The sequence below is a fragment of the Parasegetibacter sp. NRK P23 genome, assembly GCF_023721715.1.
Lineage (GTDB): Bacteria > Bacteroidota > Bacteroidia > Chitinophagales > Chitinophagaceae > Parasegetibacter.
In genome coordinates this window covers 2,021,564-2,046,681 of sequence record NZ_JAMDLG010000001.1, presented here as the reverse complement: position 1 = coordinate 2,046,681, position 25,118 = coordinate 2,021,564, and the positions used below count along the sequence as shown (strand labels likewise).

General features: G+C 46.8%; 21 protein-coding genes and 1 tRNA gene. 11 read left to right on the top strand and 11 right to left on the bottom strand.

Translation table 11 applies throughout. The features are described from left to right. Window positions 1–3: 3 nt before the first annotated feature. From M4J38_RS08275 to M4J38_RS19845, 7 genes are all read left to right on the top strand, one after another. Window positions 4–1,494, top strand: coding sequence for an AMP-binding protein (locus M4J38_RS08275; protein ID WP_251759079.1), 1,491 nt, complete (start codon window positions 4–6; stop codon window positions 1,492–1,494). After that, window positions 1,491–1,754 (top strand): acyl carrier protein, encoded by a 264-nt coding sequence (locus M4J38_RS08270; protein ID WP_251759078.1) that lies wholly within the window; start codon window positions 1,491–1,493, stop codon window positions 1,752–1,754. The genes M4J38_RS08275 and M4J38_RS08270 overlap by 4 nt, the downstream gene beginning before the upstream one ends. Next, window positions 1,744–3,135: an MBOAT family protein gene (locus tag M4J38_RS08265; RefSeq protein WP_251759077.1), complete on the top strand. Its 1,392-nt coding sequence runs from the start codon at window positions 1,744–1,746 to the stop codon at window positions 3,133–3,135. Before M4J38_RS08270 ends, M4J38_RS08265 begins: the two co-directional genes overlap by 11 nt. 1 nt (window position 3,136) lies before the next feature. Continuing rightward, the gene (locus M4J38_RS08260; protein WP_251759076.1) at window positions 3,137–4,105 is read left to right on the top strand and encodes a hypothetical protein; all 969 of its coding nucleotides are present in this window, start codon (window positions 3,137–3,139) and stop codon (window positions 4,103–4,105) included. A 7-nt stretch (window positions 4,106–4,112) separates the two neighbouring features. Beyond that, complete coding sequence (locus M4J38_RS08255) at window positions 4,113–6,632, top strand: DNA gyrase/topoisomerase IV subunit A (RefSeq protein ID WP_251759075.1); 2,520 nt, start codon at window positions 4,113–4,115, stop codon at window positions 6,630–6,632. A gap of 24 nt (window positions 6,633–6,656) precedes the next feature. Next, window positions 6,657–6,730, top strand: a tRNA-Pro gene (locus tag M4J38_RS08250). 346 nt (window positions 6,731–7,076) lie between these two features. Then, window positions 7,077–7,181, top strand: a complete 105-nt coding sequence (locus tag M4J38_RS19845) for a phage integrase SAM-like domain-containing protein (RefSeq protein WP_374662250.1) — start codon at window positions 7,077–7,079, stop codon at window positions 7,179–7,181. A gap of 108 nt (window positions 7,182–7,289) precedes the next feature. Here M4J38_RS19845 and M4J38_RS08245 read toward each other — a convergent pair whose 3' ends face one another. Together M4J38_RS08245 and M4J38_RS08240 are read right to left on the bottom strand one after the other, a co-directional pair. Continuing rightward, a complete protein-coding gene (locus M4J38_RS08245) occupies window positions 7,290–8,651 on the bottom strand; it encodes an amidohydrolase family protein (protein ID WP_251759074.1) in 1,362 nt (453 codons plus the stop codon). A 404-nt stretch (window positions 8,652–9,055) separates the two neighbouring features. Then, window positions 9,056–9,427 (bottom strand): DUF1801 domain-containing protein, encoded by a 372-nt coding sequence (locus M4J38_RS08240; RefSeq protein WP_251759073.1) that lies wholly within the window; start codon window positions 9,425–9,427, stop codon window positions 9,056–9,058. Window positions 9,428–9,553: 126 nt separating this feature from the next. Here M4J38_RS08240 and M4J38_RS08235 point away from each other — a divergent pair, with 126 nt between their 5' ends. Continuing rightward, the gene (locus M4J38_RS08235) at window positions 9,554–9,790 is read left to right on the top strand and encodes a hypothetical protein (protein WP_251759072.1); all 237 of its coding nucleotides are present in this window, start codon (window positions 9,554–9,556) and stop codon (window positions 9,788–9,790) included. 698 nt (window positions 9,791–10,488) lie between these two features. Continuing rightward, window positions 10,489–12,471 (top strand): TlpA disulfide reductase family protein, encoded by a 1,983-nt coding sequence (locus tag M4J38_RS08230; RefSeq protein WP_251759071.1) that lies wholly within the window; start codon window positions 10,489–10,491, stop codon window positions 12,469–12,471. A gap of 105 nt (window positions 12,472–12,576) precedes the next feature. On the opposite strand, the gene M4J38_RS08225 is transcribed toward M4J38_RS08230, so the two are convergent. From M4J38_RS08225 to M4J38_RS08185, 9 genes are all read right to left on the bottom strand, one after another. After that, the gene (locus M4J38_RS08225; RefSeq protein WP_251759070.1) at window positions 12,577–12,933 is read right to left on the bottom strand and encodes a nuclear transport factor 2 family protein; all 357 of its coding nucleotides are present in this window, start codon (window positions 12,931–12,933) and stop codon (window positions 12,577–12,579) included. Window positions 12,934–13,104: 171 nt separating this feature from the next. Beyond that, window positions 13,105–13,899, bottom strand: coding sequence for a DUF3667 domain-containing protein (locus M4J38_RS08220; protein WP_251759069.1), 795 nt, complete (start codon window positions 13,897–13,899; stop codon window positions 13,105–13,107). A 252-nt stretch (window positions 13,900–14,151) separates the two neighbouring features. Continuing rightward, window positions 14,152–18,468 carry a PAS domain S-box protein gene (locus tag M4J38_RS08215; RefSeq protein ID WP_251759068.1) on the bottom strand — a complete coding sequence of 1,439 codons (4,317 nt, stop codon included), beginning with the start codon at window positions 18,466–18,468 and terminating at the stop codon, window positions 14,152–14,154. Between the two features lie 65 nt (window positions 18,469–18,533). After that, window positions 18,534–19,979, bottom strand: a complete 1,446-nt coding sequence (locus M4J38_RS08210; RefSeq protein ID WP_251759067.1) for an SDR family oxidoreductase — start codon at window positions 19,977–19,979, stop codon at window positions 18,534–18,536. Window positions 19,980–20,043: 64 nt separating this feature from the next. Continuing rightward, a complete protein-coding gene (locus M4J38_RS08205; protein ID WP_251759066.1) occupies window positions 20,044–21,159 on the bottom strand; it encodes an FAD-binding domain-containing protein in 1,116 nt (371 codons plus the stop codon). 22 nt (window positions 21,160–21,181) lie between these two features. Continuing rightward, window positions 21,182–21,790, bottom strand: a complete 609-nt coding sequence (locus M4J38_RS08200; protein ID WP_251759065.1) for a flavin reductase family protein — start codon at window positions 21,788–21,790, stop codon at window positions 21,182–21,184. A gap of 44 nt (window positions 21,791–21,834) precedes the next feature. Then, the gene (locus M4J38_RS08195; RefSeq protein WP_251759064.1) at window positions 21,835–22,116 is read right to left on the bottom strand and encodes a TIGR03643 family protein; all 282 of its coding nucleotides are present in this window, start codon (window positions 22,114–22,116) and stop codon (window positions 21,835–21,837) included. A gap of 64 nt (window positions 22,117–22,180) precedes the next feature. Further along, complete coding sequence (gene bla / locus M4J38_RS08190; protein ID WP_251759063.1) at window positions 22,181–22,909, bottom strand: BlaB/IND/MUS family subclass B1 metallo-beta-lactamase; 729 nt, start codon at window positions 22,907–22,909, stop codon at window positions 22,181–22,183. 98 nt (window positions 22,910–23,007) lie between these two features. Then, window positions 23,008–23,925 carry a sterol desaturase family protein gene (locus M4J38_RS08185; protein WP_251759062.1) on the bottom strand — a complete coding sequence of 306 codons (918 nt, stop codon included), beginning with the start codon at window positions 23,923–23,925 and terminating at the stop codon, window positions 23,008–23,010. 197 nt (window positions 23,926–24,122) lie between these two features. Here M4J38_RS08185 and M4J38_RS08180 point away from each other — a divergent pair, with 197 nt between their 5' ends. Continuing rightward, window positions 24,123–24,275 (top strand): hypothetical protein, encoded by a 153-nt coding sequence (locus tag M4J38_RS08180; RefSeq protein ID WP_251759061.1) that lies wholly within the window; start codon window positions 24,123–24,125, stop codon window positions 24,273–24,275. A 54-nt stretch (window positions 24,276–24,329) separates the two neighbouring features. Beyond that, window positions 24,330–25,106 (top strand): SDR family NAD(P)-dependent oxidoreductase, encoded by a 777-nt coding sequence (locus M4J38_RS08175; RefSeq protein WP_251759060.1) that lies wholly within the window; start codon window positions 24,330–24,332, stop codon window positions 25,104–25,106. The last annotated feature ends 12 nt before the right edge of the window (window positions 25,107–25,118 follow it).

Here is a 25,118-nt window from a genome sequence, read left to right as displayed (position 1 = left end):
CTCATGATGCATAAGGAAGCGGACGGGCAAAGAAGCTGGTTACACCGGTATTTGGGTTGGGTCGCCACCAGGCCCGATGCTATTGCTTTCCAAACATATGATGGCGGTGTTTCTTACCGCGGTTTCCATGAACGTGTACTCCGTTACGCCCGGGAGTTCTCCTTGTTACAGAAAGGTACAATAGGGGTAATGGCAACAGGCTCCGTCGAAATGAACGCGTGTATCCTGGCCTCCTTTCTCACGGGAAAAACAATTGTTCCGTTGCATCCTGAGTGGCCGTTGGACAGAAAGGTTTTTGCTTTGCAAGAAAGTAAGGCGGAATTACTTGTATCTCCGGATAATATCCCCTTTCCAAAGGAAATCAGCGCTCTGGAGCTGAGAATTATTTGTTCCGAAGCGTTAACACATGAAGGCGGGCAGTTTGAATTTTCTTTTTTTGAAGCTTCATCTTCAGAAATACCGGCGTATATTCTGTTTACATCAGGAAGTACAGGCAAACCTAAAGGCGTTCCGGTACCGTTCCGTTGTTTGAATGCCTTTAAAGCGTATTACCTGGATGATCAGCGGTATGGTTTTTCGTCCTCCGACAGGCTCCTACAGGTCTATGACGCAACGTTTGACGTGTTCTATTTTCCTTTCTTAATCGCGTTGGAAACCGGAGCCACCTGTTGTCTGTTGCCGCAGAAAAAACAAATCAGGTCATTACTAATCCTGGAAGCGTTGCTTCATTATAATATTACAGTGCTGAGCATGGTTCCCACGGTCCTTCAGGTTGTAAAGGGACTTATTAAGGGAATGTCGTTCCCGGCGCTCAGACTGAGCTTTTTTTCCGGCGATATATTGTACCGTTCGCTGGCGGAAATATGGGAAAAAGCCTGCTCCAACGCGGTAATTTATAATTGCTACGGTCCAACCGAAACAACGATCGTTTGCACTACATTTTGTTGGAACGAAGAGAAGGCAAATACAGATCATCCGATCGTTCCTATGGGCGCGCCGTTTCCAGGTACAACCGTGGCGGTGATGATGGAGGAGGCACCTTGTGGAGCCGGTGAAACAGGTGAATTGTACATTTCGGGAAGTCAGGTTTTTAACGGGTACCTCGGTCAGGAAAGCAGTTGCGTGGTGGACGGGTGGTTTCCATCGGGTGATCTTGTGCACCAGGATGAACGGGGATTCCTCCATTTTCATGGGAGAAAAGACTTCCAGGTGAAGATTGGCGGCTATCGCGTAGAAACGGAAGAAGTGGCCGTTAGAATAAGTGAATTGTTGCAGCAAGAAGTAGTGGTGGTGGCCCAGAGGGACCACGAGCACAATAATATTCTCGTGGCATTTGTAAGAAGTAAAGTGCCCATAGATACAACTTCGCTCGCAAGTCGTTTAAGGGATTTGCTTCCCGGCTATATGATCCCTGGGAAATACAGATTCGTGGAAGAATGGCCGTATAACAACAATGGAAAAATTGATCGCCAAAAACTAATTGCATTGGGATGAAATCAATATCGAAAGAAGCTATTTTAGACAAGGTGAGCGAGGTATTAAAGAAATTACTTGACCAGCCCGGGTTGTCAGTAACCACAGAGACTACTGCCGACCAGGTGGAAGGATGGGATTCGCTCACACACATGTCCATCATCAGCGAAGTAGAACGGGTGTTTAATATCGAATTCAGGTTCAATGAAATCATGAAGATGGAAAAAGTAGGAGACATGGTGGACATTATTGCTGAAAAAACCGCCGGGAATGCCGTTTAATTCACTGCTATACCTGTTTTTTTTAGCGGTTACAGCACTGGTGTTTGCACGCCTGAAGTCCGGTAAGGCGCAGCAAATATGGCTTTTGCTGGCAGGATGCTTATTTGTGGGGTACTTCAGTTGGGCTTCCCTAACAGCGATACTGCTGATTACAGCGGGAAACTATATCCTGATGAAGCGGTACAACGGCTTACCGTCTCAGCGTTCGAAAAATATACTTTTTTGTAGTATGCTTTTTGTGAACGGCTTTTTGCTGCTTGGCTATAAATTTTTGCAGGAGTTCCTCGGTTGGAACGAATGGTTGTTGCTTGGAATGGGCTTTTATATCCTTCAGCACGCGGGAAACTGGATCGCGCTTCATTTTGCCGGATACGACTCTTCCCGGCAAAGCAATAGTTATTTCCTTTCAGTACTTTTCTTTCCTAAAATACCTTCTGGACCATTGTTGTCGGCAAAGGATGTAGCGCTCTTTCAACCCGGAGAAAAATACATTACAAGGGGAAAAGATGTGGTTTACGCGGTGAACAGGATCACTCTTGGGTTGGTAAAGAAGATGGTTATTGCCGACAGGTTACTGCCCTTTGTGCAGGAAATTTTTGATAAGCATACCGCGTTGTCTGTGTTTGATATATATCTTGGATCGATATTGTTCACGGTTCAGTTGTATGCTGATTTCTCCGGCTATATCGATATCGCGTTGGGTTCGGCAAGGTTGTTCGGCATCTCGCTTCCTGAAAATTTCCAGTTGCCATTGCGTGCGCAATCCGTTACCGATTTTTGGCGGAAATGGCACATCACGCTGGTTGCCTGGTTGCGCAACAATGTTTTTCAACCGGTTTCCTTTGCTTACCGGAAATCAACTTACGGCCTGCTTATGGCGATCGGTGTTACGTTCCTGGTGAGCGCTTTCTGGCATGGATTGGCGATCACATTTTTTATATGGGCCCTGCTCCATTTTATATACCTGACGTTGGAAAAGAAATCGGGAGCCGCTGGGAAGAAAGGAAAAAACTTTTTCGGGAAACTGATCCGTGCTGTTATTGTATTGAACCTGGTGTCGGTGGCGCACTTTTTCTTCCGGGCAGGAAACTGGAATGGGCTCACTACACTCCTCCAACAGCTTGCTGAACTTCCACCCCTGCTTCCTGAAGGGGCAACATTCAAAACATGGCTCATCAATGGGGGAAGGTATATTGAAGATACGCTCAATGTTCGGTTGGGAATGCTGCTTGCGGCCGCATGGATTATTTTTGAACCAAGGATCAACAAATCCGCGAAAAGTGAAGAACTGAATATCGCTTATTCAGCGCTTATGTTTTTTCTCCTGCTTTCCATTGGCATATTCGATGCCGGGGAGCGGTTCATTTATATGCAGTTCTGATATGAGTACAGGAAGAAAAATAGTATGTATACTGGTTACGCTTTCAGTTCTGCTGATGTTGTATTCCTTTTTTATGCGGGAAGGAATTATTCATAACCGGAATTACAAGCCGGGTTATATCCTTTCCAACCGAATTGACGCCGATATTGTTTACCTGGGCGCCTGTGAACCGGAGTGGGGCATATTACCCGATACCGTAAAACAATACGCAGGGTTTACCAATTTCATACTAGGCCAGTTCGGTGCTGATTACGCGGAAAATTTTCTGACCATGCGGTCTTATTTAACCCGTCAGAAAAATCCCAGGCTGGTTGTGATATATGCGACGCCTGAATCATTTGATGAATCCATCGCCAACGGATTCAATAGTTACAGGTTCGCGCATCTCGTTCCGGATGATACCATAAGGAGCGTTGTCAGGGATTTTGATCCGGCTTATGCGCAATGGAGCCATCTTCCTTTTATGCGCTATGCCTGGTATTCGAGCCATACGTTTTTTAAAGGTGTCTTAGGGTGGGGAGATAGGATTACCGGGAAAAAGTTTACGCCCGATAACGCAGGGAGCGCGGTTTTCCCTATTCCTTTTGAACCAGGTAAAGATGCCGTTATCATACATGGTGCACCGGCAAAGGATTTTCAATGGAGCAACAGAAGGGCAAAGTATTTTTCGCAATTGATCAGTTTTCTACAAAAACAACATATTCCGGTACTGCTGTACGAATCGCCCCTTTGGGAAAAAGGCGACAGCCTTCGGCATAACCGGAATGAAATTTTGGCGAAAATTGATTCTATAGCAGCGGTTTATCAGGTTCCTTTCAAAAAATTCGAAAACAAAGCGATCAGTTCAGATAGTACCAATTTCTTTACCATCACCAACCTGAGCAACAAAGCCACGGGATGGTTCAGCAAAGAACTGGGCGTTTATATGAGGGACAGTTTACAGTATCTTTACCCCGACGAATTCAAATAACAAGTGTATGAGCAAGGAAAATTACGACGCACAGGAAAAGAATGAAAAAGAAACCGGAGTCCAGAGCCAGTACAAAACCTGGTTCCTGGATTACGCCTCTTATGTTATTCTTGAACGGGCCGTTCCGGCGATTGAGGACGGACTGAAGCCCGTTCAACGCAGGATACTCCACGCCATGAAGGAAATGGATGACGGACGCTACAATAAAGTGGCCAACATCATCGGCCAAAGTATGCAGTACCACCCGCACGGGGATGCGTCGATCGGGGATGCCCTTGTGAATATGGGACAAAAAGATTTGCTGATTGATACCCAGGGCAACTGGGGGGATGTGCGTACAGGAGATGATGCGGCAGCCGCAAGGTATATTGAGGCACGCCTGAGTAAATTCGCGCTGGATGTGGTTTTCAACAATAAAACCACGGAATGGCAACTGAGTTACGATGGCCGGAAGAACGAACCGGTAACTCTACCGGTGAAGTTTCCATTATTGCTCGCCCAGGGAGCGGATGGCATTGCCGTGGGGTTGTCGACAAAAATCCTGCCCCACAACTTCTGTGAAATCATTGAAGCCGCCATCAAACACCTCCGGGGTAAAAAATTTGATTTGTATCCTGATTTTCTTACCGGTGGGATGGTTGATGTAACAAATTACAACGACGGCAAACGCGGTGGAAAAGTACGCGTGCGCGCCAACATCGAAGAGCTGGATAAAAAAACGCTGATCATCCGCAATGTGCCCTTCGGCGTAACCACTTCCTCCCTCATTGATTCTATCCTGAAAGCAAACGACCAGGGTAAAATCAAGATCAAAAAAGTGACCGATAATACCGCCGCCGATGTGGAAATTATGGTGGACCTCGCACCGGGGATTTCTCCTGACATTACCATTGACGCGCTGTACGCCTTTACCGATTGCGAAGTGAGCATCTCGCCCAATGCCTGCGTGATCGTGGACAATAAACCCAGGTTCCTCGGTGCCCACGACCTGCTCACGCATTCCGCCGATCAAACCAAAGACCTGCTGAAAAAAGAACTGGAGATCAAACTGGGTGAACTGCAGGAGAAATGGCATTATACCTCGCTGGAGAAAATATTCTTCGAAGAGAAAATCTATAAGGAACTCGAAAAGAAACACGAGACCTGGGATAAAGTGATCGAAGCCATCAACAAAGCATTTGACCCCTTTAAAAAGAAACTGAAGAGGGCCATCTCCAGGGAAGATATCGTTAAGCTCACCGAAAAGCCCGTTCGAAGGATTTACCGGCTCGATATCGATGAACTCAACGAACAGATCAAAGGACTGGAAGCTGATATCAAACAGGTGGAACATGACCTGGAACACCTGACCGACTTTACCATCGCCTACTTCGAGAACCTCCTCAAAAAATATGGTAAAGGACGCGAGCGGAAAACGGAAATCAAACTTTTTGAAGCCATCCAGGCCAAACAGGTGGCTATCGCCAACACCAAACTGTATGTGAACCGTGCCGATGGATTCATTGGTTCCGGGTTGAAAAAAGATGAATTCATCACCGATTGCTCCGACCTCGATGATATCATCGCCTTCACCAAATCTGGAAAAATGAAAGTGGTGAAAATGGCCGATAAGGTCTTCATCGGGAAAGACATCATCCACATCGCCGTGTTCCAGAAGAACGATGAACGTACCACCTACAATATGATTTACGCGGATGGAAAAAGCGGCATCAGCTACGGAAAAAGGTTCAACGTAACCGGCGTTACACGAGATAAGGAATATGATCTCACAAAAGGCGATCCCAAATCAAAAGTGTTGTACTTCTCCGTGAACCCCAATGGTGAAGCGGAAGTGGTGAAGGTATTGTTAAGTCCCAATTGCAGCGCCCGCATCAAAGAACTTGACTTTTACTTTGAAACACTTGAAATCAAGGGCAGGTCGGTATTGGGAAATCAGGTCACCAAATATCCCATCAAAAGTGTGAAGTTCAAAGAAGCCGGTAAATCCACGCTCAGCGCCCGGAAACTCTGGTTCGACGATCAGTTCGGCAGGCTGAATACCGAGGAGAAAGGAAACTATCTCGGCAGTTTCGATCCGGAAGATAAAATACTGGTGGTATACAACGACGGTACCTACGAGATTACTGACCAGGAACTGACGCAGCGCTTCGACGCGGATAAGGTAATGCTGATCCAGCAATTCAACAATTCGCGCATACTCACGGCAATCTATTATGATGCCGCGAAACTTCAGTTCAATATCAAAAGGTTTAAAATTGAGACCGGCACCATGAAAACAAGGTTCCTGTTCATCAAGGAAGGGGAGGGGAACTACCTCGCTTCCATCACCACCGATGAACAGCCGGTACTGCTGCTGAAAACGGGTAAAAAATCAGCCCCTGATATCCAGAAAATCAAGATCGCGGATTTCGTGGAAGTGATGGGCTGGAAAGCCGTGGGCAACAAACTCGTGGACAAAAAAGCCGTCGATTTTGAATGGGAAAAAAAGGCCGGTAAGGACGACGGGCAGCCTGAATTATTTGAATAATTTATTAAATTCGCCATCCTGAAGCGGGATGTAGCGCAGCCCGGTAGCGCGCTTCGTTCGGGACGAAGAGGCCGCTGGTTCGAATCCAGTCATCCCGACAGCATTCAGCTCAAAGGATTGCAAAAGGCTCGTGAAACGCAATGTTCACGGGCCTTTTGTCTTTTCAGGAGGTCAATTGATATCAAAAGGTTTCAATGTTTTTGGCGCACATTAGGTGAATCGTTTGGTGAATTATCTTAGCGATTCACCAAAACCTGGTAACAAGCTGTAAAACAAGGTATTGAGCTGTCAAAGTATGTATGGATTGAGTGAATTTCCATTCACTTTTCGTGCGATGTGAAGTGAATCGTGAGCGAGGATTAATAACACGTCAATTTCTGGATTTGACTTTTTTGTAAGAACTGCACCGCTGAAGGTTTACGATCGTTGCACAAATATCGACCGATGAAGTACATGGAAAGCCTAAAGAAAATGGTGAACTGGGCAGTAAAAAACGGATGGTTGGAGAAAAGTTCATTCGACGCTTTCAAGCTCCAGAGTAAAGACTGAACCTCCTGTTTATGTGTCCATCTTGAAACATTAGCGCTACTGGAAGTCTATCTTCACGCTGACTTACCCCGAAAAAATGGGCGCATATTATACGCTTAAAAATCTCCCTTATTTCTTTAAAACCATACCATCCTTAATGATGATCTTCTCAGAGAGAAAGTTCTTTTCGTTGTCGAATGGGCTTTTATCCCAGATGAGCAGGTTGGCTCTTTTCCCTTTTTCAATTGAACCGCATTGTTTGTCTAATCCTAAAGCCGTAGCTCCGTTTATGGTAGAAATCTGCAGGATATCCCGTATTGAGAAGCCATATTCAGCCAAAAGAAGTTGTTCGGAAACAATTGCTTTTCCTCCATTGGGCCAATCTGTTCCAATCCTTAGCTTTATTCCCTTATCAAATAACTGCTTCATGTAGCCCATAAACAGTCTGAAGTTTTCTTTACACCGTTCCAGCTGCAATAACGACAACGAGGTGTCAACATTAGCAGTGAAATAGGTCCATCCGAAGGGCTCGGCCATCAGGTGAATCGATGTAGAGAAAGTGGCTTTATGTTTTGAAAGATTTTCAATCAAAGAATCAAGCACCGCCGGGTTTCTGTCGTGCATGAAACGGAACATTTCCAATCGCTCCAACTGGCCATTTTTTGCCGCGCCAGGCGCATAGTGTTTCTGCATTTCCAACCTAAAATCTTTATCGTGCTTTTGAACATGAAAAACGCTGTTCACTAAAGTCAAGATATGCTCATAGTTTGCTAAACCAATATCTAACGCTGAATCAATAAACATGACATTCTGATCCATGTGCCCGTAGACATGCATCCCCAAACTATCAGCAGTATGAAATGCTGCTTCGAATTCTGGTCTTCTGAGTTTCCAGTAAAGTTTGATATGCCTTATACCTAAGTTATAATATTCTATGACTTTCTGTCTTGCCGCATCAGGAGTATTTACGACAACGTGATTAATGTAAGGCTTTCGTCCCCCATCGGAAACCAATGCGCCGCCAACTGTATAAATATCGAGGGCGCTTTTTCGCTGATCGGCTCCCCATTTCAGTATAGGCGGTAACCAGGTTTCCGGCTGTCCCATTATCATTGCTGTTGTGACGCCGTAAGGCAGGTAGGTCTCAGATATCCGATTCCTGTACTCCTCTAAAGAGTCCTTGGGGAGATATTCCGGCAGCGGACCATAGGTCCGGAAGACATCAGTCGCATGGATGTGCGTGTCGATAAAACCTAGGGTAAGAAGCTTCCCTTCGGCATTTATGATTTTTGCTCCATCATAATGTTTCTGACGACCTGTTACTTTTGTAATGATTCCATCTTTAATGCAAATCGTTCTGTTTAATGAAACTGTACCTTTTCGCGAGTCAAAAACATTTGCATTCCTGATGACAATATCATACGCCCCTTTCTGTCCGAAGACAGTAAGTGCGTTCAGGGAAAGTAAGGCCAGGGCTATAAGTTTTATCATTGAATGTTCTATTTGATATATAAGACAACGGGTGGTTTCCTTGAAAGACAATAGTCTGTAATCGCTTTGTTTGCAAGTAAATTTATGCTAAAACTGAATTTTTCAAGTGCAGTCTATCCAAGACTATTTTCAAGCTGTATTTCCTTTCTTAAAACTTGTCTTGATTAGCATAATGAAGTCAGTAGTTGCTAAATCGCAGTAACTCTATTGCTCTTGGGTGGTGAAATACTTGCCGGAGTTGAAGAAAATGTATTCGAAGAAAGGGTGTTCGATGGAGATAACGAGTGTGCATCCTGGTTTTAGTGCCCGGTGAAACTCGCGGATGGTAAAGTTCCAGTCCTAAATATGGGGGTTGCTGGCAGTGGTACAATTTGGAAACGCTGTCGCCAAAAGATCATCGTTGATCACTCCCTGAGTTTAATTATACCAGTCTTGTATAGGTCCAACGCTTTTTGAAAGATTTCCTCAATTGTCTTTATGGGTAAATCTTTATTTGGATTGATTCGTAAAATCTTCATTCTCGAACGGCTGCCTTTTTCCAACGCAGGGTGCTCAAGATACTTACCTTCTACCATGAGTATATATGGTTCGTCCGTTTTTTTATCCGTCCACAAATAGCAAAACATTTTTTTCTTATAGCAGAAGCAGGGCATCCCCCATTTCCGCGTTTCAGTAATGTTTGGCGCCAGAGTAAGAATAATTTCCCGTAATGCAAGCAGGCAACTCTTATTTGGCTCTTCTTTGCTCAGGTAAAAATTGTGAAGTTCTTCCAGCACTTGTTTAATTATTCAATATTTTGGAACTGAATATTTCAGAAAAGTATAAAGAGTTGCTGAAATATCAAAAAACGCGTTGAAAGCATAATACTTTGTCTGCTTGAAAATCTCCAATAAGAAGGTTAAATGAAAAGACTACTGAAAGTTTCATTTGTTTTGATGTTGATTGGTTTGCCTGTTCTTCTTTACCAGCAATCCAGACGGTTTTACTGCCTCAAGGAGGGGAGATGCGTAACAGTATGGAAGCGCATTGGGGGTGTTTGTTATATTGTGCGATTTTCAGATGTTAATGCCGGCGTGGAGTTGATGAGCATTAATATTAAAGAAGGTTATGCCGAAGACTGGTTTGGCAAAAAATTATAAATAACTTATATGGCGCATTAGTATGTTCCGTTTTTTGTTAGATATATCTTATAGGTTTGTTATTGGATTTAAAAAACATAACAACAAGAGGTTGATTCGCCGCGCCTTGAATGGGGTGCTTATGCTAACGTTTTTATTTTTAGCCGCTGTTTATACTGCTTTCTATTTATTGATGGTCAGGGCTGGAATATTGGCTTTTTCGATAAGGATATATTGGACGCCTTATTTTGCCGCCATAATTTCCGCCTGGTTATTTGTGCGGTTCCATATCAGTCAGGGCATAAGCGCACTGTTAAGGAGGGCGGCCGTTCGAAAGGCTTCGGGATTCAGGGATATCTTGTACTTTGCTCTCATTTGGTTGGGGGCTATGTTACTCTTGTTTGCGACTCAATATTTCCTGAGACCACGTTGAGCAGTTGGTTCAATGTTTTTTTCTTCAAACTCTTTTAATCATTCTTACCAGAATTGCGGCGCGTGGCGTATCCGGTCAGGACTGGCTGATGCAGAAATGCTAAAATTCAGTAGAATCATGGGAATACAAATAATGATTCATATATTGATACCCGTTACTAATTTCACCTTATCCTTATATGAATCAGATGTTCAGTATATTAACCAGGAATTGCCCCTTTAAAACGAAGTACTCCAAAATCAGAACTTGCCAACTCATTGCATCGCTGGTTATCTCTACACTTTCTATGCAAGCTTCTGCGCTTGCTGGTAGCGGGAAGCAGCCTTCTGCAAAACTGGAAGGCAACTGGTTTCTTCTATCGAATACTACTGAATGGAAATTGGGTTTATATAGCAAGGTTGGGTATTTCGATGGGGAATTCGGGGTGTTCAAGGTTACGGAAGAAAAGCAGCAAACACTTACATTAAATTTTCATGTCAACAGTAAGGTATATGCGCTCGCGGTTACCTTCACAAACGATTCAACCATTACAGTAGTTACGCAGGGGCGTAAACTGGTACTTACCAACCGGCGTACGCCACATTCATCTGCCGTTGCTGAACTCTGGGATAACCTGAAAACACGGGCGGATGATACAGTACGGTTAGCCGGGTATATTGATAGAAAGGTAAGGGGCAGTCAGCAACAGATGGAGGTGGTTTTTGCCAACTCCCTTTTGGGTAAAACAACAACCAAAGTGGCGCGCATTAGCGCTGATGGAACATTTGCCGTCAGTTTTCCTGTTACCATACCGGATACCGAAGCGTTTATCAGGTACAATTCAAGATTTGAACACTTTGTAGTAGGCCCCGGCGATACGGTTACCATTAGTATTTGGGCAACTGGTGAGAAAGCAGAACAGGATGGCGGAACAGTAGCGTTTGGCGGCACGCTGGGACCTTTGAATAACGAGTTCAACGCGGCCTATAAACATCTGCACAGTGTTGATGATGATACACTGCATAAGCGCATGGTTACAACTGCAAATCAGGAGGAATACAGGGGGTACGTGCTGGACAGAAAGAAGATGGAAGACGCGGTCCTTTCAGCCTATGCACAAAAATACACCATGAGCCGTCCGGTGAACGCCATTCTTTCAAGAATGACGCATTACAAAGTGCCAAACGAGTTGCTGAGGTACGGCGTACTGCGGAACCCTCGTAACCCTGAACCGATTGTGCCGGAAACCCTTCAGTTGATTTATTCCTTTGCCACCAACGATTCAGTGGCCTATTTAGGCGGTTACCAGTACCGCGGATTTATCCACGAAATTACCAGTTTGCTGGTGCGTCCTTTTTTTGCAGCGCCCCATCTCAGGGACAGTATCTGGACGGCAGATTTTTCCTTCACCGACGCGCTGCATTACTTTAAAAAATACGACCGCTCTTTATCGGATTCGGATATCTTGATGTTGGATGCGGTGGCGGATTGGGCGCCGTATGTAAAGAAAACACCAGGCGGATTTTCGGTGAATTTACCATTGAATGATACCCTTGCTCAGCAGCAGTTGGAACAAAGGGTTGCTTATATGCAAAAGCTAAGGAATTTTAGTACCTACTTGCTATTCTACTGCTTTTCGCTCGAGTTTGATTACAGGTTCAAAGAGATCGCTGCTTTGTATCCCAAAAGCTATTTCAGAGACTGCCTTATAGGGCATTTTTTGAGTGGCCAGGTTTTCCTTACGAACGTGTTGTTTCTTGATGACCAATTACTGGCTTATCTCCGATCCCTTGTTTACGATCCTGAAAATTTTATGGTTATTGAAAGGGAAAGCAAACTGCACGAAAAGGAATTACGCTCTGATTTGGTTGAAGACCTTTTGGCGGCTCCGCCGGATGAAAACACTGTTCTGAACAGAATCGCCAGGCGGCACAAGGGGAAGGTGGTGTATGTTGATCTGTGGGCTACATGGTGCGCACCTTGTATCAATCAGTTTCCCCATACCATGGCGTTACGGCGGGAATTGCAGGGCAGGGACATTGTTTTCGCTTATTTGTGTGCAGATTCTACGCCAGAGGAATGGAAGGCAGTAAGAAAAAAATACCAGTTAGAAGGCGATCATTATCTGCTTACCCGTGATGAGGTACTCCGTTTGATGGAAAGATATAACTTCAATGGATACCCGCGCTATATGATTATTAACAGGAACGGTGGGCTGGAATCCGCCAACGCACCCCGACCAGAAATGAAAGATGGGCTGATTAACCAATTTGAAAGCCTTCTGGATTAAATTGGCTGCCCGAACCTTAGACAAGTTAATTCTTACGCAATCAAATTTATGCTTGCTTGAAAAATGAATATCGTGTTTGCCGACTTGCCTGGCCGGTCTTTAGGGTTAAATATGCTTGTTATCTCTAATTACAAAAGCTTTCAATTCAGCTATTTTTCCATCACGAAATTTTAATACATCGCACGCTAAATAGTCAATCATCTCACCGTTTTCGTCTTTCAGACTAATGCTTCCCATTTGTGTAACATAATCACCTTCTTCTATCATCAGTTCCATATTGAATTTTGGAGGGGTTGCATATGCTTCTGCCATATATTGCCTAACCGCTTCCTTTCCCCTCAATGTCATATCTCCGACAAATATCCATGCTGTGTCTTCGGTGCAGTGCATTAAAAAACCTTCGTTGTCGCCTTCTTTTAAAGATGCGTTTGCCTTTTCTAAAATCGCTTTGTTGTTTTTCATTGCTCCGTGCTTTTATTTAGGAAAACGATGCTGTATTTTAATACGGGCTCCAGCGCCTTTGAATGGCTGACAGATAAAAGCACCTGTGTCCGATTAGCGTAGATACTGTGCTTAAGGTGTGCTATCCTGTTTAATCCTGGAGTAAAAAAGCAATGGTTTCAGAAGCACTGCTTATTTCGGTTTAATATATTCCAGCGCCTCAGGACCTCTTGATAAAGAGAGGATAACGCCAATAATTCCCGCCAATATAACGACCACTAAATAGAAAGCGATCGTTAAGCCCAATGTACCCAATACCCTTAGTATAATTGATTTTAAGGGCTTTTCCCTGTAAAACGCTCTGAAGAACCAAAACAGGATCGGCGGAACCATCAAAATGGAGAGCTGGGTCATCTTAAAGAAAACACCGGGAGCATCCTTGAAAAAGAACATGATCGGGTAAACCAAAATAATACTCGCCAGGGTGTAAAATGATAAGATGTAAGCGTTCATGACCACATGCTCATAGTAATTATGCCCCCACTTCCTGAACGCGATTTTTGTAATCAGGGCGAACATTGGAATGTAAAGCAGCATGAGTATTGAACTGTAACTCGACATGAACGTCATCATATCCGCCATCAATTTGGAATTCATGTGTTGTTGCGCGAAATAGGTACTCAACACTTCTTTGAAGTTCAAGACTTTGAAAGAAACAAAAGCGGAGATACCACTCAATACAAAAACCATCAGGATGGGCTTGTAGTGATTTACCCTGTTGCCCTCTATAAATTCCCGGGCTGTTTTACCCGGGTTTTTCAGCGTACTTTTTACAGAATAAAGTAATCCTTTGTTGGTATGGAAAATGGTGTACTGCAGTTCGTCCCAGATGTATTTCCTGTCAATTCTTTTGTATTTTTTCTGCCCGCATTTGCCACAAAAATTTTCCGTTACCTGGCTGGCACAGTTTAGACAAGTTTCCGCCATTTTAGTTGGTATTACTGGATTTGAATTCTTTTTTTACAACCAGGTAGTTTTTCGTGTTCATCCAACAGCGCGGGAAAAACAGGAACTGTTTACCAAATTCCAGAGCGGTTAATTCCGACATTTCTTTTGTGTGCATTTGTTTAAGGACTTTATTCTTTTTTGTCTGAGTTTTAAAAGTAAAATTTTTTTAGCTATTCCCGAAGAACCATGCGTTATTCCGGTTTTTTGGGGGATAATGACAGATACAAAGCCTCAATGTTGCTGTATCATTTTTAAAACAAGCTTGATTTCTTTAATGGTTGCTGCGCAGAGATCTGTTATGTTTTCCGGTTTTTGCGCTCCCATGCGCTCTAAATCACCCGCCAGTTGCGCGAGGTGGTTCATGCCGGTGGAGGACGCCGTTCCGTAAAGTTTATGCCCGATTTCCTTCGCGCTTTCAACGTTGGGGTAAGCTGCTAAATGTTCAATGGCGCGTAAAGATTTTTCCAACTCACGTTTTGCCGCATCCAGTGTTTCCGCCAGCGCAACCGGGTCGTCCCCGATGTAAGAATGGAGCATTTGAGGGTCAAAATGCTGTTCAGCGGAAGGAGTATCCGCGGTTTCAATTTCCGGGCCCTCCTGGTGGTACAACCATTTGTTGACCACACTGGCGATGGTATCGGCGATAATGGGTTTTACCAGGAAATCGTTCATGCCTGCGGCCAGACATTTTTCTTTTTCCCCTTTAACGTTACCGGCCGTTAGTGCGATGATGGGTACGAGGTTGCCATATTCCAGGTTCCGGATCTGCGCGGTGGCATCATACCCGTTCATCACGGGCATCTGCACATCCATAAGTATAAGATCAGGTAATTTGTTCCTGCAGATGGCCACGGCCTGCGCCCCATCAGTAGCTTCCAGAATGGTGGCTGAAGGCGCGATGCCGCGTATAATTGTTCTGGCCAGAAGCATGTTCACGGAATTGTCTTCCGCAATCAGAATGGCGCCGCTTACGCCGGTGTGTGCCATTTCTTTTTCAGGTGCCGCTGCCTGGGTGTTTTCGTTTGTCCGTAACCGGGAAAGCATACCGTAGAGGTCTTGTAGTTTAATGGGCTTAATCAACTTTTTTCTGATGTCCAGCTCTTTGCACCATTGGTGGATACTTTCATCGTCTGAAGAGCTGTGCAACAAGGTGATGGGGAGTTCATCGAATGTGGGGAAGAAACTTTCTCTGATTTTACGCACTGTTTCCAGGCCATCCATATAAGGCATGTGGTAATCCATGAGTATTACGTCGAACTGTTGTCCTTTGGCGAGCAGTTGGAGCGCTTCAAATCCATTGGAGGCCTCGGTTACTTTCATTTGTTTGAGCGCGAGCATCCGGGAAACGATCAGGCGGTTGTGTTCGTTGTCGTCCACCACCAATACATTCCTGATGTTTTCGATGCCTGTCCATTCAATGGATTCGCCCTGTTCGGCCCTGAAAAGGATGTCGAAGAAGAACGTGCTTCCCTTTCCGGGTTTGCTTTCCAGTTGCAGTCTGCTGTTCATCAGCGCAAGCAACTTGTTGGCGATGGTGAGGCCGAGTCCTGTTCCGCCATATCTTTTGGTGGTGGAACTGTCTTCCTGGGTGAACGCGTCGAATATTTTGTGCTGTCTGTCGGGTTTGATGCCTATCCCGGTGTCCCGGACGGCGAAGCGGATGGTACGTTCGTTGTTGTTGCCACCCATGTCCATGATCTTCAGTTCTATTTCTCCTTTTTCCGTGAATTTGGCCGCGTTGCTGAGCAGGTTCACCAGTACCTGTTTCAGGCGGATGGCATCGGCGTAAATGAACCTTGGCAGATCGGTTCCGATGTTGAGGAGCATTTCAAGGCCTTTGTACTGCACCTGGTAGGTGATGATGTCGCTGGCCTGGCCGCACAGTTCGTAGAGATCGCATTTTTCGATGTCCAGTTCAAGGCGGCCGGCTTCTATCTTGGAGAAATCGAGGATATCGTTGATGGTACTGAGGAGCGCGTTACCCGATTGGTTGATGATGGAAACATATTGCCGCTGGGTTTCACTGAGCGGGGTTTTTAACACCAGGTCGGTGAAGCCGATCACCCCATTGAGCGGCGTTCTGATTTCGTGGCTCATGTTGGCCAGGAATTCTGATTTGGCTACGTTCGCCTGTTCCGCCTGCTCTTTGGCAAGCTTGAGTTCTTCCCGCTGTTTGACCATGGCGGTGATGTTCTGGGTGAACAGCATCATACCGCCCACTTTGCCATCATGGGTGTACCAGGGACGCATTTCCCAGGTTACATACTGGTCCTCGGTGTCAGCTTTCAGCCGGTACACATCTTCTTCTTTTCTTTCCACCGCCCCTGCCAATATCCTTTGGTGCCTGTCTTTCCGGTCTTGTGAGAGGTCCGGGAAAACTTCATAGTAAGACATCCCCACTACTTCTTTTCCAGCCAGGTGATAATCTTCCTTCCACCTTTTACTTACCGCGATAAGTGTCATGTTTTCATCCACCATGGCCACTGCCGCCGGGGTATGTTCCACAAAGGAGGCGAGCCGGCTTTTTTCGTTGATCAGCGCATTTTGAATGATCCTCTTATCCGTGATGTCGATGGCCACGCCGAGGTAACCGGTGATCTCACCGTCATGGTCGCGGATAGCGGTAGCCACAAGAGACACGGTTCTTCTTTCACCATTTTTCCTGATATAGGTCCAATCCCTGTTTTCAGATCCCTGGTCCTTGGCAACAGTAACAAAAACGCTCAGGCCTTCCACCGGCTGCCCCAGTTTTTCGGTGAGTTCGCGGCCGCGCTGCAGCACTTCAGCAGGATCGTGGAAGATAGCGGGAGTGTGGATGCCTACCATTTCTTCACTGGTGTACCCGAGCATGTTTTCGGCTCCGGTGTTGAACACGGTGATCAGTCCGTTCGGATCGGTGGCGATGATGCTTACTTCTGAAGCGGCGTTCAACAAATCGTTGAGTTGTTTTTGAGAACGGCGTATTTCCAGGTCAGCACGTTTCGCGGAATCGATATCCTGGAAGGTACCGTACAGCCTTTTGCAAACGCCCTGTTCCATTTCCACCCGTCCCATCGCCCTTACCCAGATGTCTTTCCCTTTCGCGTCGGTCAGTTGCAGCTCCATATCCCAGGGTGTTCCGTCCCGCATGGCCTTCACCACCGCGGCGGAAATGCGCGTCCTGCTTTCCCCTTCTTTATAAAAATTGATGGCGGTGCTAAGATCGGGTTCATAGTCATCCGGAACGGCGTGGATTTCTTTTGTGACCTTAGACCAGATCGGTTTCTGTTGTACCAGGTCAATTTCCCATCCACCCACACGGGCCACTTCACTGGTTTGTTCCAGCATCAGCCGGGTTACGCGCAGGCTTTCTTCCAAAGCGGCCCGCTCAGTGATGTCCACCGCATTGCCTATAACATATGGCGCTGCACCGTGGCCCCATTCCAGTATATTATTGAACAGCCATATTTTGGGAGTGCCGTTTTTGTGCAGGGTGATCATCTGGCCACTGGCGTATCCTGATCGTTTTATTTCCTCCAGGTAGGCGTGAACGTTAGGGTGCCTTTCCGCCGGGATAATATCGAATAGGGTATATGGCAGGATTTCTTCAGGCGTATAACCCAGGATGCGGGCGCCAGCTGTATTGACGGAAAGAAAACGGCCTTCCAGGTCGTGTGTACACATCAACCCCTGGGAGTTTTCGAAAAATGCGCGCAATTTTCCTTCGCTTTCAGCCAGTTTCGCTGCCCTTTCTTTTTCCTGGGTAATGTCTCTCGCAATGGCGAACAGGTAGCCGGTTTCCGGCTCGGGAGTGGCCACCCACTGCAGCCAGCGGTATTCCCCGTCTTCACGCCGGAACCGGTGCTGAAAATTCACCGTGGGTTCTCCGGCCGCCAGTTTAACGAGCTCCGCCTGTGTAGCGTTCAGGTCGTTCGGGTGTACGAGTTCAAAAAAAGAGGTGTTCAGCAAAGTCCTTTCATCCCAGCCCAATATCACCGTAAACGCGGGGTTCACTCTTTTAAAGAAACCATCGGTTCCGGCAATGCACAACAGGTCGTTGGAAAGGCGGAACAACATTTCGAAGTGCCTGAATTCTTCTTTCTGCCGACGTTCCACAATCAGGTCCATTACTTCTTCCGCCAGGAGTTTCAACGCTTCTTTCTGATCGGGCCGCAGGTGACCGGGTTCAGGCCCCAATACACATAAGGTGCCCAGCGCATAACCGTTCGGATCAATAAGGGGCTGACCCGCGTAGAACCTGATGCCAGGTTCATTCAACACCATCTCATTGCTGCTGAAGCGGTCATCCGTACGCGCGTCCGGCACCTCCATGATATGGTGGTCGAGGATGGCGTACTGGCAAAAAGCCACTTCCCGCGACGTTTCTTTCACATCAAGTCCGGTACCCGATTTAATCCATTGCCGTTTTTCATCTATCAATGATACCAAGGAAATGGGCGTACCACAGACCAGTGCCGCCAGCCGGGTGATGCGGTCGAAAGACGCTTCCGGAAGCGTATCCAGTATTTTGTATCCGCGTAAGGCCCGGACGCGTTCGGCTTCATGCATAGTTGGCTTATATTGATTCGCACTGTTCAAGCGCTACGAATATAAAAATTTATAGCTGCCGAAAATCAGGCTTCCTCCGGTTCCTGTTTTACCAGTTCGCGGATCATCCCATTAAAAATGAAGTAGTGAAAAGGGAGTACACTGTACCAGTATAACCTGCCGAGCAAACCCTTCGGCCTGAACGTGGCGGTTTGGAACAGGTAGTATCTTTTTTCTTTTTCCATGATCTGAAACTCCAGCCAGGCTTCTCCCGGGAGTTTCATTTCTGCATACAGCAGCAGCCTGCGATTGATTTTATCGGCAATGATAACGCGCCAGAAATCGAGCGCATCGCCCCGCTCAATCTGTAATGCGCTGGTGCGTCCCCGGCGCAGTCCTACGCCACCAAAAGCTTTGTCGATGAAACCACGCAGCTTCCAGAGGCTGTTGCCGTAATACCAGCCCTGTTCGCCGCCGATGCGCCATATCTTACCCAGCACTTGGTCGGGGTCGCCGCTGATCTCGCGGTGGCGGGTATCTTTAAAACACCCGAAAACCGGCACCTCAATGTTGTTGATGATGACGGGGCTTGTATTAAAGGCGCTGAACGCATCCTTCCAACTGCTGATCACCTCGTTTTGTTCAATCTTCTGAAACGCCATTTCCACTGCCTGTTTGTAAGAAAGCAACGCAATACCCAGGCGCTCCGCCAGGTTATTGGGGCGGCAGGTTACATCTACCTTCATGCTGTTCACGAGGTTCACGGCAAGCGGGTAGGAGGTGGAGGTGACGAAATAGAGCCAGTAGCTGGAGAGGCGCGGTGTCATTACCGGCAACGTGAAAATATGGCGCTTCAGTCCGCGCACTTCGGCGAATTGCTCCAGCATTTGCTTGTACGTGAGTATTTCCGGGCCACCGATATCGTAATCTTTGTTGAATGATTCGCTGTCCATGATTACGCCGGTGAGGAAGGCGATCGCGTTCCGGATGGCCAGGGGCTGGCATTTCGTGCGGAGCCATTTTGGGGTAATCATCACCGGTAACTTCTCCACCAGGTCGCGGATGATTTCGAAGGAGGAGCTGCCGGAACCTACAATAATACCGGCACGCAATACGGTTACCGGGATCCGGCCCGAACGCAGGATGTTTTCTACCGCGAAACGGGAAGAAAGGTGCTTCGACAACTGATCCGCGTTTACGATGCCGCTCAGGTAAATCACCTGTTTGCATTGCGTGCCTTCCACAAGTTCCAAGAAAGCCTTGGCCGCGCGTTGTTCGGCCGCCTCAAAATCAGCGCCTTCCCGCATGGAATGCACTAGGTAGAAAGCCACATCAATATCGGCAGGGAATTTCAGGGGGGAAATATCACCGGAAAAATCCACTTCCAGCACCTGAATTTCGCCGCCGTTATAACCGGCTTCGAACCTTTGCCTGCTGCGCACGCAACAGGTAAGGCGGTACTGCTGTTCCAGCAATACGGGGATGAGTCTTTGCCCGATGTAGCCATTGGAGCCGGTAACAAGAATGTGCATACGACCTGTTTACTTAGTGTATAACCGTTCAGTGCCGGAAATGTTAGGCTGTGCGGCCATGATTTTAAGCCCCGGCCCGTTTGCTATACCCGTATTCTTTTTTATCGCACTTGTTCCAGAAGCTGAAAAAGGAGGGGAAATAACCGGTGGTTTTGGGGAATAGCCAGTCTCGGGGATGCACCGTGCCGTTGTAATGCCGGGTGGTGGGGTGTTCTTTGTACTGAAATCCCCTTACATTGCCCATCTTGCCTAAGGCGTTAAATTCCCCGCTGAATACCTTGATGCCTTCAATATTTTTCGCCAGTTCCAATATAAATTCCATGGTTTTCGCGCTTACCGGGTAGCGCTCGAAAAAAGACGGTTCCAGCAATAATATCCGGTTGGCGGGTTCCGCTGTTCCCCAGGCGGGATCGAGGTTGTAAAAGTTATAGATATAGGTGGGAAGTTCATGGTTGAGTAGTACGCCCGGCGTTTCGGGCAGTACGGTGGGCGGAAGCTGAAAATCTTCCGCAGCAGGTATATCTATGGACAGGTGATTCAATTCCTCATAAGAAACATCCAGTAGTGTACCGTTTTGCATGGTACCGCAGTATTTATTAATGTTTTCCTGGTTGGCGAAATATTTTTTAGCACTGAAACTTCCGGCCACCCATTGCCAGCTCAGTGTATTGCTGGCGTGGTCGGCATCCAGCAGGTGGTAATACATCCAGCGGGCGGGCGTTTGCCAATGGCTGCCCGCGATATTGCAGGCAAGGGATGACACGTACATGCGCAGGTGGTTGTGCATATAGCCTGTTTCATACAATGCCTTTATGCCCTCGTCAAGGGCTGCGATCCCGGTGTTGGCCATTGTAATCATAAGCGGCATTCCATGGTTCCGCACAGCGGGTTGAGGTTGTCTGATATCGGTATCAATGTTGTCACCAAGTGCTATCCATACCTGCTGGAAGTAATCGCGCCAGGCAAGTTCTTTCAGCAGTATTTCAATTTCAGGAAAGCTACATCCGCGGGCGAGTAGTTTTTCGGCCACCAGCTTCGTGGAAATGACCCCACGGGAAATATAGGGCGATAACCGCGTTACTTTTCCGGAAAGATAATTCCTTGTTTTCCCGTAGGCCACCGGATCAATGGCGTCGAGGATTTTCAATATGTCGGTATAGTTGGTGGGGAAGTGGTCCATTGCTACGACAATCGTTTTTTGTTTAAGGCTTTGCATATGCCAGCCGGGCGATCCTGTTGGTGGTGTGGTAGCTGTCCAGCCCGCTGGTGGTGATGGTGCCCGCTTTTTCCAAGTCAATGAATCCGTCTTCTCCCACCACTTCATCGGGAACCAAGATGTGGATGATTTTACCGATGAGCAGGAACGTACCGTTCAATGTTATATCCATGCGCTGCACCAGTTCGCAGGCGAAACGGATCCGGCTTTCCTTTACGAAGGGCGCGTTAACGCCTGGTTCAAATTCTGGCGTCAGGCCCACCGCGTCAAATTCGCTTTGCCCGTGTTCATATTTCGCACTGGTTTGGTGCGCTTGTTGCACGAAATCTTCAGTGATGTGATTAATGGTATAATGCCTGGAATGCATAATGTTCCCAAGTGTATTTTCCGCTTCCGGGTTGGGCCGCACAATAATGCCGCACAACGCCGGATCGGCGCCGAGGTGAAACAGACTGCTGAAAACGGCCAGGTTATTATTGCCCCTGGCGCTTCGGGAACCAATAAGCGCGACACTTTTAAAGCCGCCCAGGGAGTTGATGAAATTGGCCCTGAACCTTCTTTCAAGCGCGATAAGTTCGTTGGAGGAAATGATCATTGTAGGTGAGGATGGTATGAATGAAGCGGAATGCCTTAGATACTTTATCTTTTTGAAATCTTATTTCCGGTGATTGTTCTTTGCATCGCCGATTTAAAGCGGGTAACTGATCCTGGCCTTTTGTGGAGGTGTTTGATGCTTATACCCTGGTGCACGCGTTTTCTCCACCGTTCAAAGGAACTGCGTTTCAATTCTTTCCGCATAAGCGCCACTACTTCCTTTTCCGGTAGTCCGAACTGGTGGTGAATGGCTTCAAATGGCGTTCTGTCTTCCCAGGCCATTTCTATGATCCTGTCTTTTTCTTCGATGGTAAGTTCAAGGTGCATAAAGTATCCCGGTTAAGCGGTTGAAATGCTTGCTGGATATTTAACCGGAAAGGGGACTTTTTGTTCACTGCTTTAATGCCTCTGCCATCTTCAGGGTATGTTCCAGCGCTTTTACATTGGTCCAATCGCCATGTCCCACAATCACGTACCTGGGTTGGCGGCATTTTTTCTGAACGTTCTTTATCGTGGTGGCATATTCTTTTCTATTGGCATCGCCGAGGTAGCCCAGGTCTTCATCTTCCACACTTTTTATCAGGCAGGCACCGTACAATATCTTTTGTTTTCCGAACCAGATGACAATATTGTCCGGCGTATGTCCCTCACCGGGATAATAGGTTTCGAAAGCATAGCTTCCGATGTTGAAAACGGTATCTTTTTTCAACAGGAATTCCGCTCTTTTGTGGCCGTATTTTCTACTGAGTTTATCTGTTTGTACGGTGGTATAGGTTTTAATGCCCTTTTTTTGATAGAATTCCAGTCCCCCGGAACGGTCATCGTGGAAATGGGTCGCAATACAATGCGTTACGTTTTTGCCGTGTTTACTCAGGATACTGTCCAGCAGCGGCTGAAACTGCGTAGTATCCCAGGGTGTATCGAACAGCACCACGCCTGCGGAGGTAACGAGGTACATGCCATTGGCCGGTACTTTTTCACCCTTATAGAGGTTGTAGGTGGTATAAATATGGAAGCTATCCGTAAGGCGCGTAATCTGGAGGCCGTTGCCGGTGGTTTGTGCCGTAACGTTAGCACTTATACTAACCAATGCAACTATGAGCAGAAGAATTTTATTCATTTTTAGAAAGATTGCCCCGAAGTTACCAATACGGCGCATTATGAAAAAGCCGCTGGCCTATTTGCGTTTAAATATCAGATCACGTTCTGAATACTTTATTAAACAACTTTCTCTTCTTTTTTAGCGGCCGCAACAGCGATGGGATTGCCAAACAGGTAGAAGAACCTCATTTTCCAGGAGCCCGCTTTTTTCACATCTTTCCAGATATCGGCGAATTCATGGAAATTAATATGGATGGGATTGGCCTTGTTTACGATATTGTGTGTTACGCCATATTCCACCTTTTCTTCCTCCCGCTGGTAAGTGCCGAAGAGCCTGTCCCAGATAATGAACGTGGGCGCATAATTCTTATTGATATATTTATCTTGCGATCCATGGTGCACGCGGTGGTTGGATGGTGTGGCGAATATGTATTCAATAACGGGATGCAGGCGCCCGATGTACTCGGTATGCACCCAGAACTGGAACAGGGTAGCCACCTGGTTCACCACGAAAAAAATGATGGGGTGAAAACCTGCCATGGCAACGGGGATGAAGAAAATCAGCTTCAGGTGCTGTACCCAGCTCAGCCTGAACGATACGGTAAGGTTATAGTGCTCTCCACTGTGGTGCACGATATGTGTGGCCCACCAGAACCGCTGTTCGTGGGAAATGCGGTGCGCCCAGTAGCTGCAGAAATCGTAGAAGACATAGCAGGGGAGAAAACTCCACCAACTGAATTGCATTCTCCAGGGCACCAGGTTGTACGCCCACACCACCAGCCACAACAGCCCCACCTTCAGCATCAGCGAAATCAGCACGTTGCCGATGCCCACCAATATGGAACCGAGGCTTTCTTTTTTATGGTAAAGCCCTTTCTTCCGGATATAGGAGAAATACCATTCGATTAAGACGAATAAAAACATCACCGGGGCTGCCCAGACAATGATTTCGGGCGCTTGTTTACTCAACGCGTCTAAATTAGATAAGTCAATTTCAGGGGCTCCAAAGAAACCTGCGTCCGGTCTTTTGTCCATACTGATCAAACATTTTTTATGCTACTATTTATTGGCTGCTTTCCGCTTTGCCATTCCGGTAATCGATGGTTACAACAACTATACCGGATATAGGTCTGCGAAAGTTGAAAATAATATATTTAGCGCACATTAACTGATTGTAAACTCTTACCGTTGCTATTGTATACCAATGCCGGAAGTAACAACTTTGCGGTTAAATGGACTTGTTTATGCTACTTTCACCCGATGAACCACTGATGATACTTGCCGAAATGCTGCAAGTTGAGGAGACGGCCACACCTGTTAAAGAGGTTTGCCACGACTACCACGAGCGTGGTTTTGATGTTTCTGATGAGTTAAGGCAGAAATAGTCGTAGAACAATACCGTGTGTTGGTACGGTTTTTTCACCGCCGTATCCAAAATTATGCAGGTACTTCAACACAAAACCGCCCTTATTACCGGCTCCGATTCCGGCATCGGCCGCGCCATCGCACTTGAATTCGCCCGCAACGGCGCGAAAGTTATCTTCACCTACCATTCCGACAACGAAGGCGCGGAAGCCGCGGCAGAAGAAGCCACTGCGGCCGGTGCTGAAACCCTGGTATTAAAGTTGGACGTGAGCGATGAAACATCGGTACAGCAGGCATTCGATCTTATTCAGGAAAAATTCGGCGGACTAGATATACTCGTGAACAATGCAGGGGTGAATGGTTCCGGCATCCCCGTGGCGGAGATGGATACCGAAGTGTTTGATAAAACCATCAGAACAAATCTATACGGTACTTTCTTTTGTTCGCGCGCATTCGTACGTCAACGCCTGGCTGCCGGTAAACCGGGAAAGATCATCAACATATCTTCGGTGCACGAATCCATCGCTTCCCCCGGAAATTCCGATTACAACGCCTCAAAAGCCGGTATCCGGAACTTCTCCCGCTGCCTTGCGCTGGAAGTGGCGGATAAAGGCATCCAGGTAAACAACATCGCGCCAGGCATGATACTCACCCCCATGAACCAGGAAGCCATGGACGATGCTTCCGTTCGAAAGGAAAAAGAGCAGCATATTCCAATGAAGCGTGCCGGTAAGCCGGAAGAAATCGCCAAATTAGCGCTGTTCCTAGCCAGCAGCGACAGTGATTATTCCACCGGTTCCACTTTTTACATGGATGGCGGACTCACGAAAAATCTTGGACAGGGCGCCTGAATACATCTACGG

Excerpts from the sequence above, each read along its gene's own strand:
- M4J38_RS08245 (WP_251759074.1), bottom strand. The coding sequence starts at position 8,651 with ATGATAAAACTTATAGCCCTGGCCTTACTTTCCCTGAACGCACTTACT.
- M4J38_RS08200 (WP_251759065.1), bottom strand. The coding sequence starts at position 21,790 with ATGATCATTTCCTCCAACGAACTTATCGCGCTTGAAAGAAGGTTCAGG.
- M4J38_RS08270 (WP_251759078.1), top strand. The coding sequence starts at position 1,491 with ATGAAATCAATATCGAAAGAAGCTATTTTAGACAAGGTGAGCGAGGTA.
- M4J38_RS08265 (WP_251759077.1), top strand. The coding sequence starts at position 1,744 with ATGCCGTTTAATTCACTGCTATACCTGTTTTTTTTAGCGGTTACAGCA.
- M4J38_RS08255 (WP_251759075.1), top strand. The coding sequence starts at position 4,113 with ATGAGCAAGGAAAATTACGACGCACAGGAAAAGAATGAAAAAGAAACC.
- M4J38_RS08180 (WP_251759061.1), top strand. The coding sequence starts at position 24,123 with ATGGACTTGTTTATGCTACTTTCACCCGATGAACCACTGATGATACTT.
- M4J38_RS08195 (WP_251759064.1), bottom strand. The coding sequence starts at position 22,116 with ATGCACCTTGAACTTACCATCGAAGAAAAAGACAGGATCATAGAAATG.
- bla (WP_251759063.1), bottom strand. The coding sequence starts at position 22,909 with ATGAATAAAATTCTTCTGCTCATAGTTGCATTGGTTAGTATAAGTGCT.
- M4J38_RS08185 (WP_251759062.1), bottom strand. The coding sequence starts at position 23,925 with ATGGACAAAAGACCGGACGCAGGTTTCTTTGGAGCCCCTGAAATTGAC.
- M4J38_RS08205 (WP_251759066.1), bottom strand. The coding sequence starts at position 21,159 with ATGGACCACTTCCCCACCAACTATACCGACATATTGAAAATCCTCGAC.
- M4J38_RS08225 (WP_251759070.1), bottom strand. The coding sequence starts at position 12,933 with ATGAAAAACAACAAAGCGATTTTAGAAAAGGCAAACGCATCTTTAAAA.
- M4J38_RS19845 (WP_374662250.1), top strand. The coding sequence starts at position 7,077 with ATGAAGTACATGGAAAGCCTAAAGAAAATGGTGAACTGGGCAGTAAAA.
- M4J38_RS08175 (WP_251759060.1), top strand. The coding sequence starts at position 24,330 with ATGCAGGTACTTCAACACAAAACCGCCCTTATTACCGGCTCCGATTCC.
- M4J38_RS08220 (WP_251759069.1), bottom strand. The coding sequence starts at position 13,899 with ATGGCGGAAACTTGTCTAAACTGTGCCAGCCAGGTAACGGAAAATTTT.
- M4J38_RS08275 (WP_251759079.1), top strand. The coding sequence starts at position 4 with ATGATGCATAAGGAAGCGGACGGGCAAAGAAGCTGGTTACACCGGTAT.
- M4J38_RS08260 (WP_251759076.1), top strand. The coding sequence starts at position 3,137 with ATGAGTACAGGAAGAAAAATAGTATGTATACTGGTTACGCTTTCAGTT.
- M4J38_RS08230 (WP_251759071.1), top strand. The coding sequence starts at position 10,489 with ATGCAAGCTTCTGCGCTTGCTGGTAGCGGGAAGCAGCCTTCTGCAAAA.
- M4J38_RS08210 (WP_251759067.1), bottom strand. The coding sequence starts at position 19,979 with ATGCACATTCTTGTTACCGGCTCCAATGGCTACATCGGGCAAAGACTC.
- M4J38_RS08235 (WP_251759072.1), top strand. The coding sequence starts at position 9,554 with ATGAAAAGACTACTGAAAGTTTCATTTGTTTTGATGTTGATTGGTTTG.
- M4J38_RS08215 (WP_251759068.1), bottom strand. The coding sequence starts at position 18,468 with ATGCATGAAGCCGAACGCGTCCGGGCCTTACGCGGATACAAAATACTG.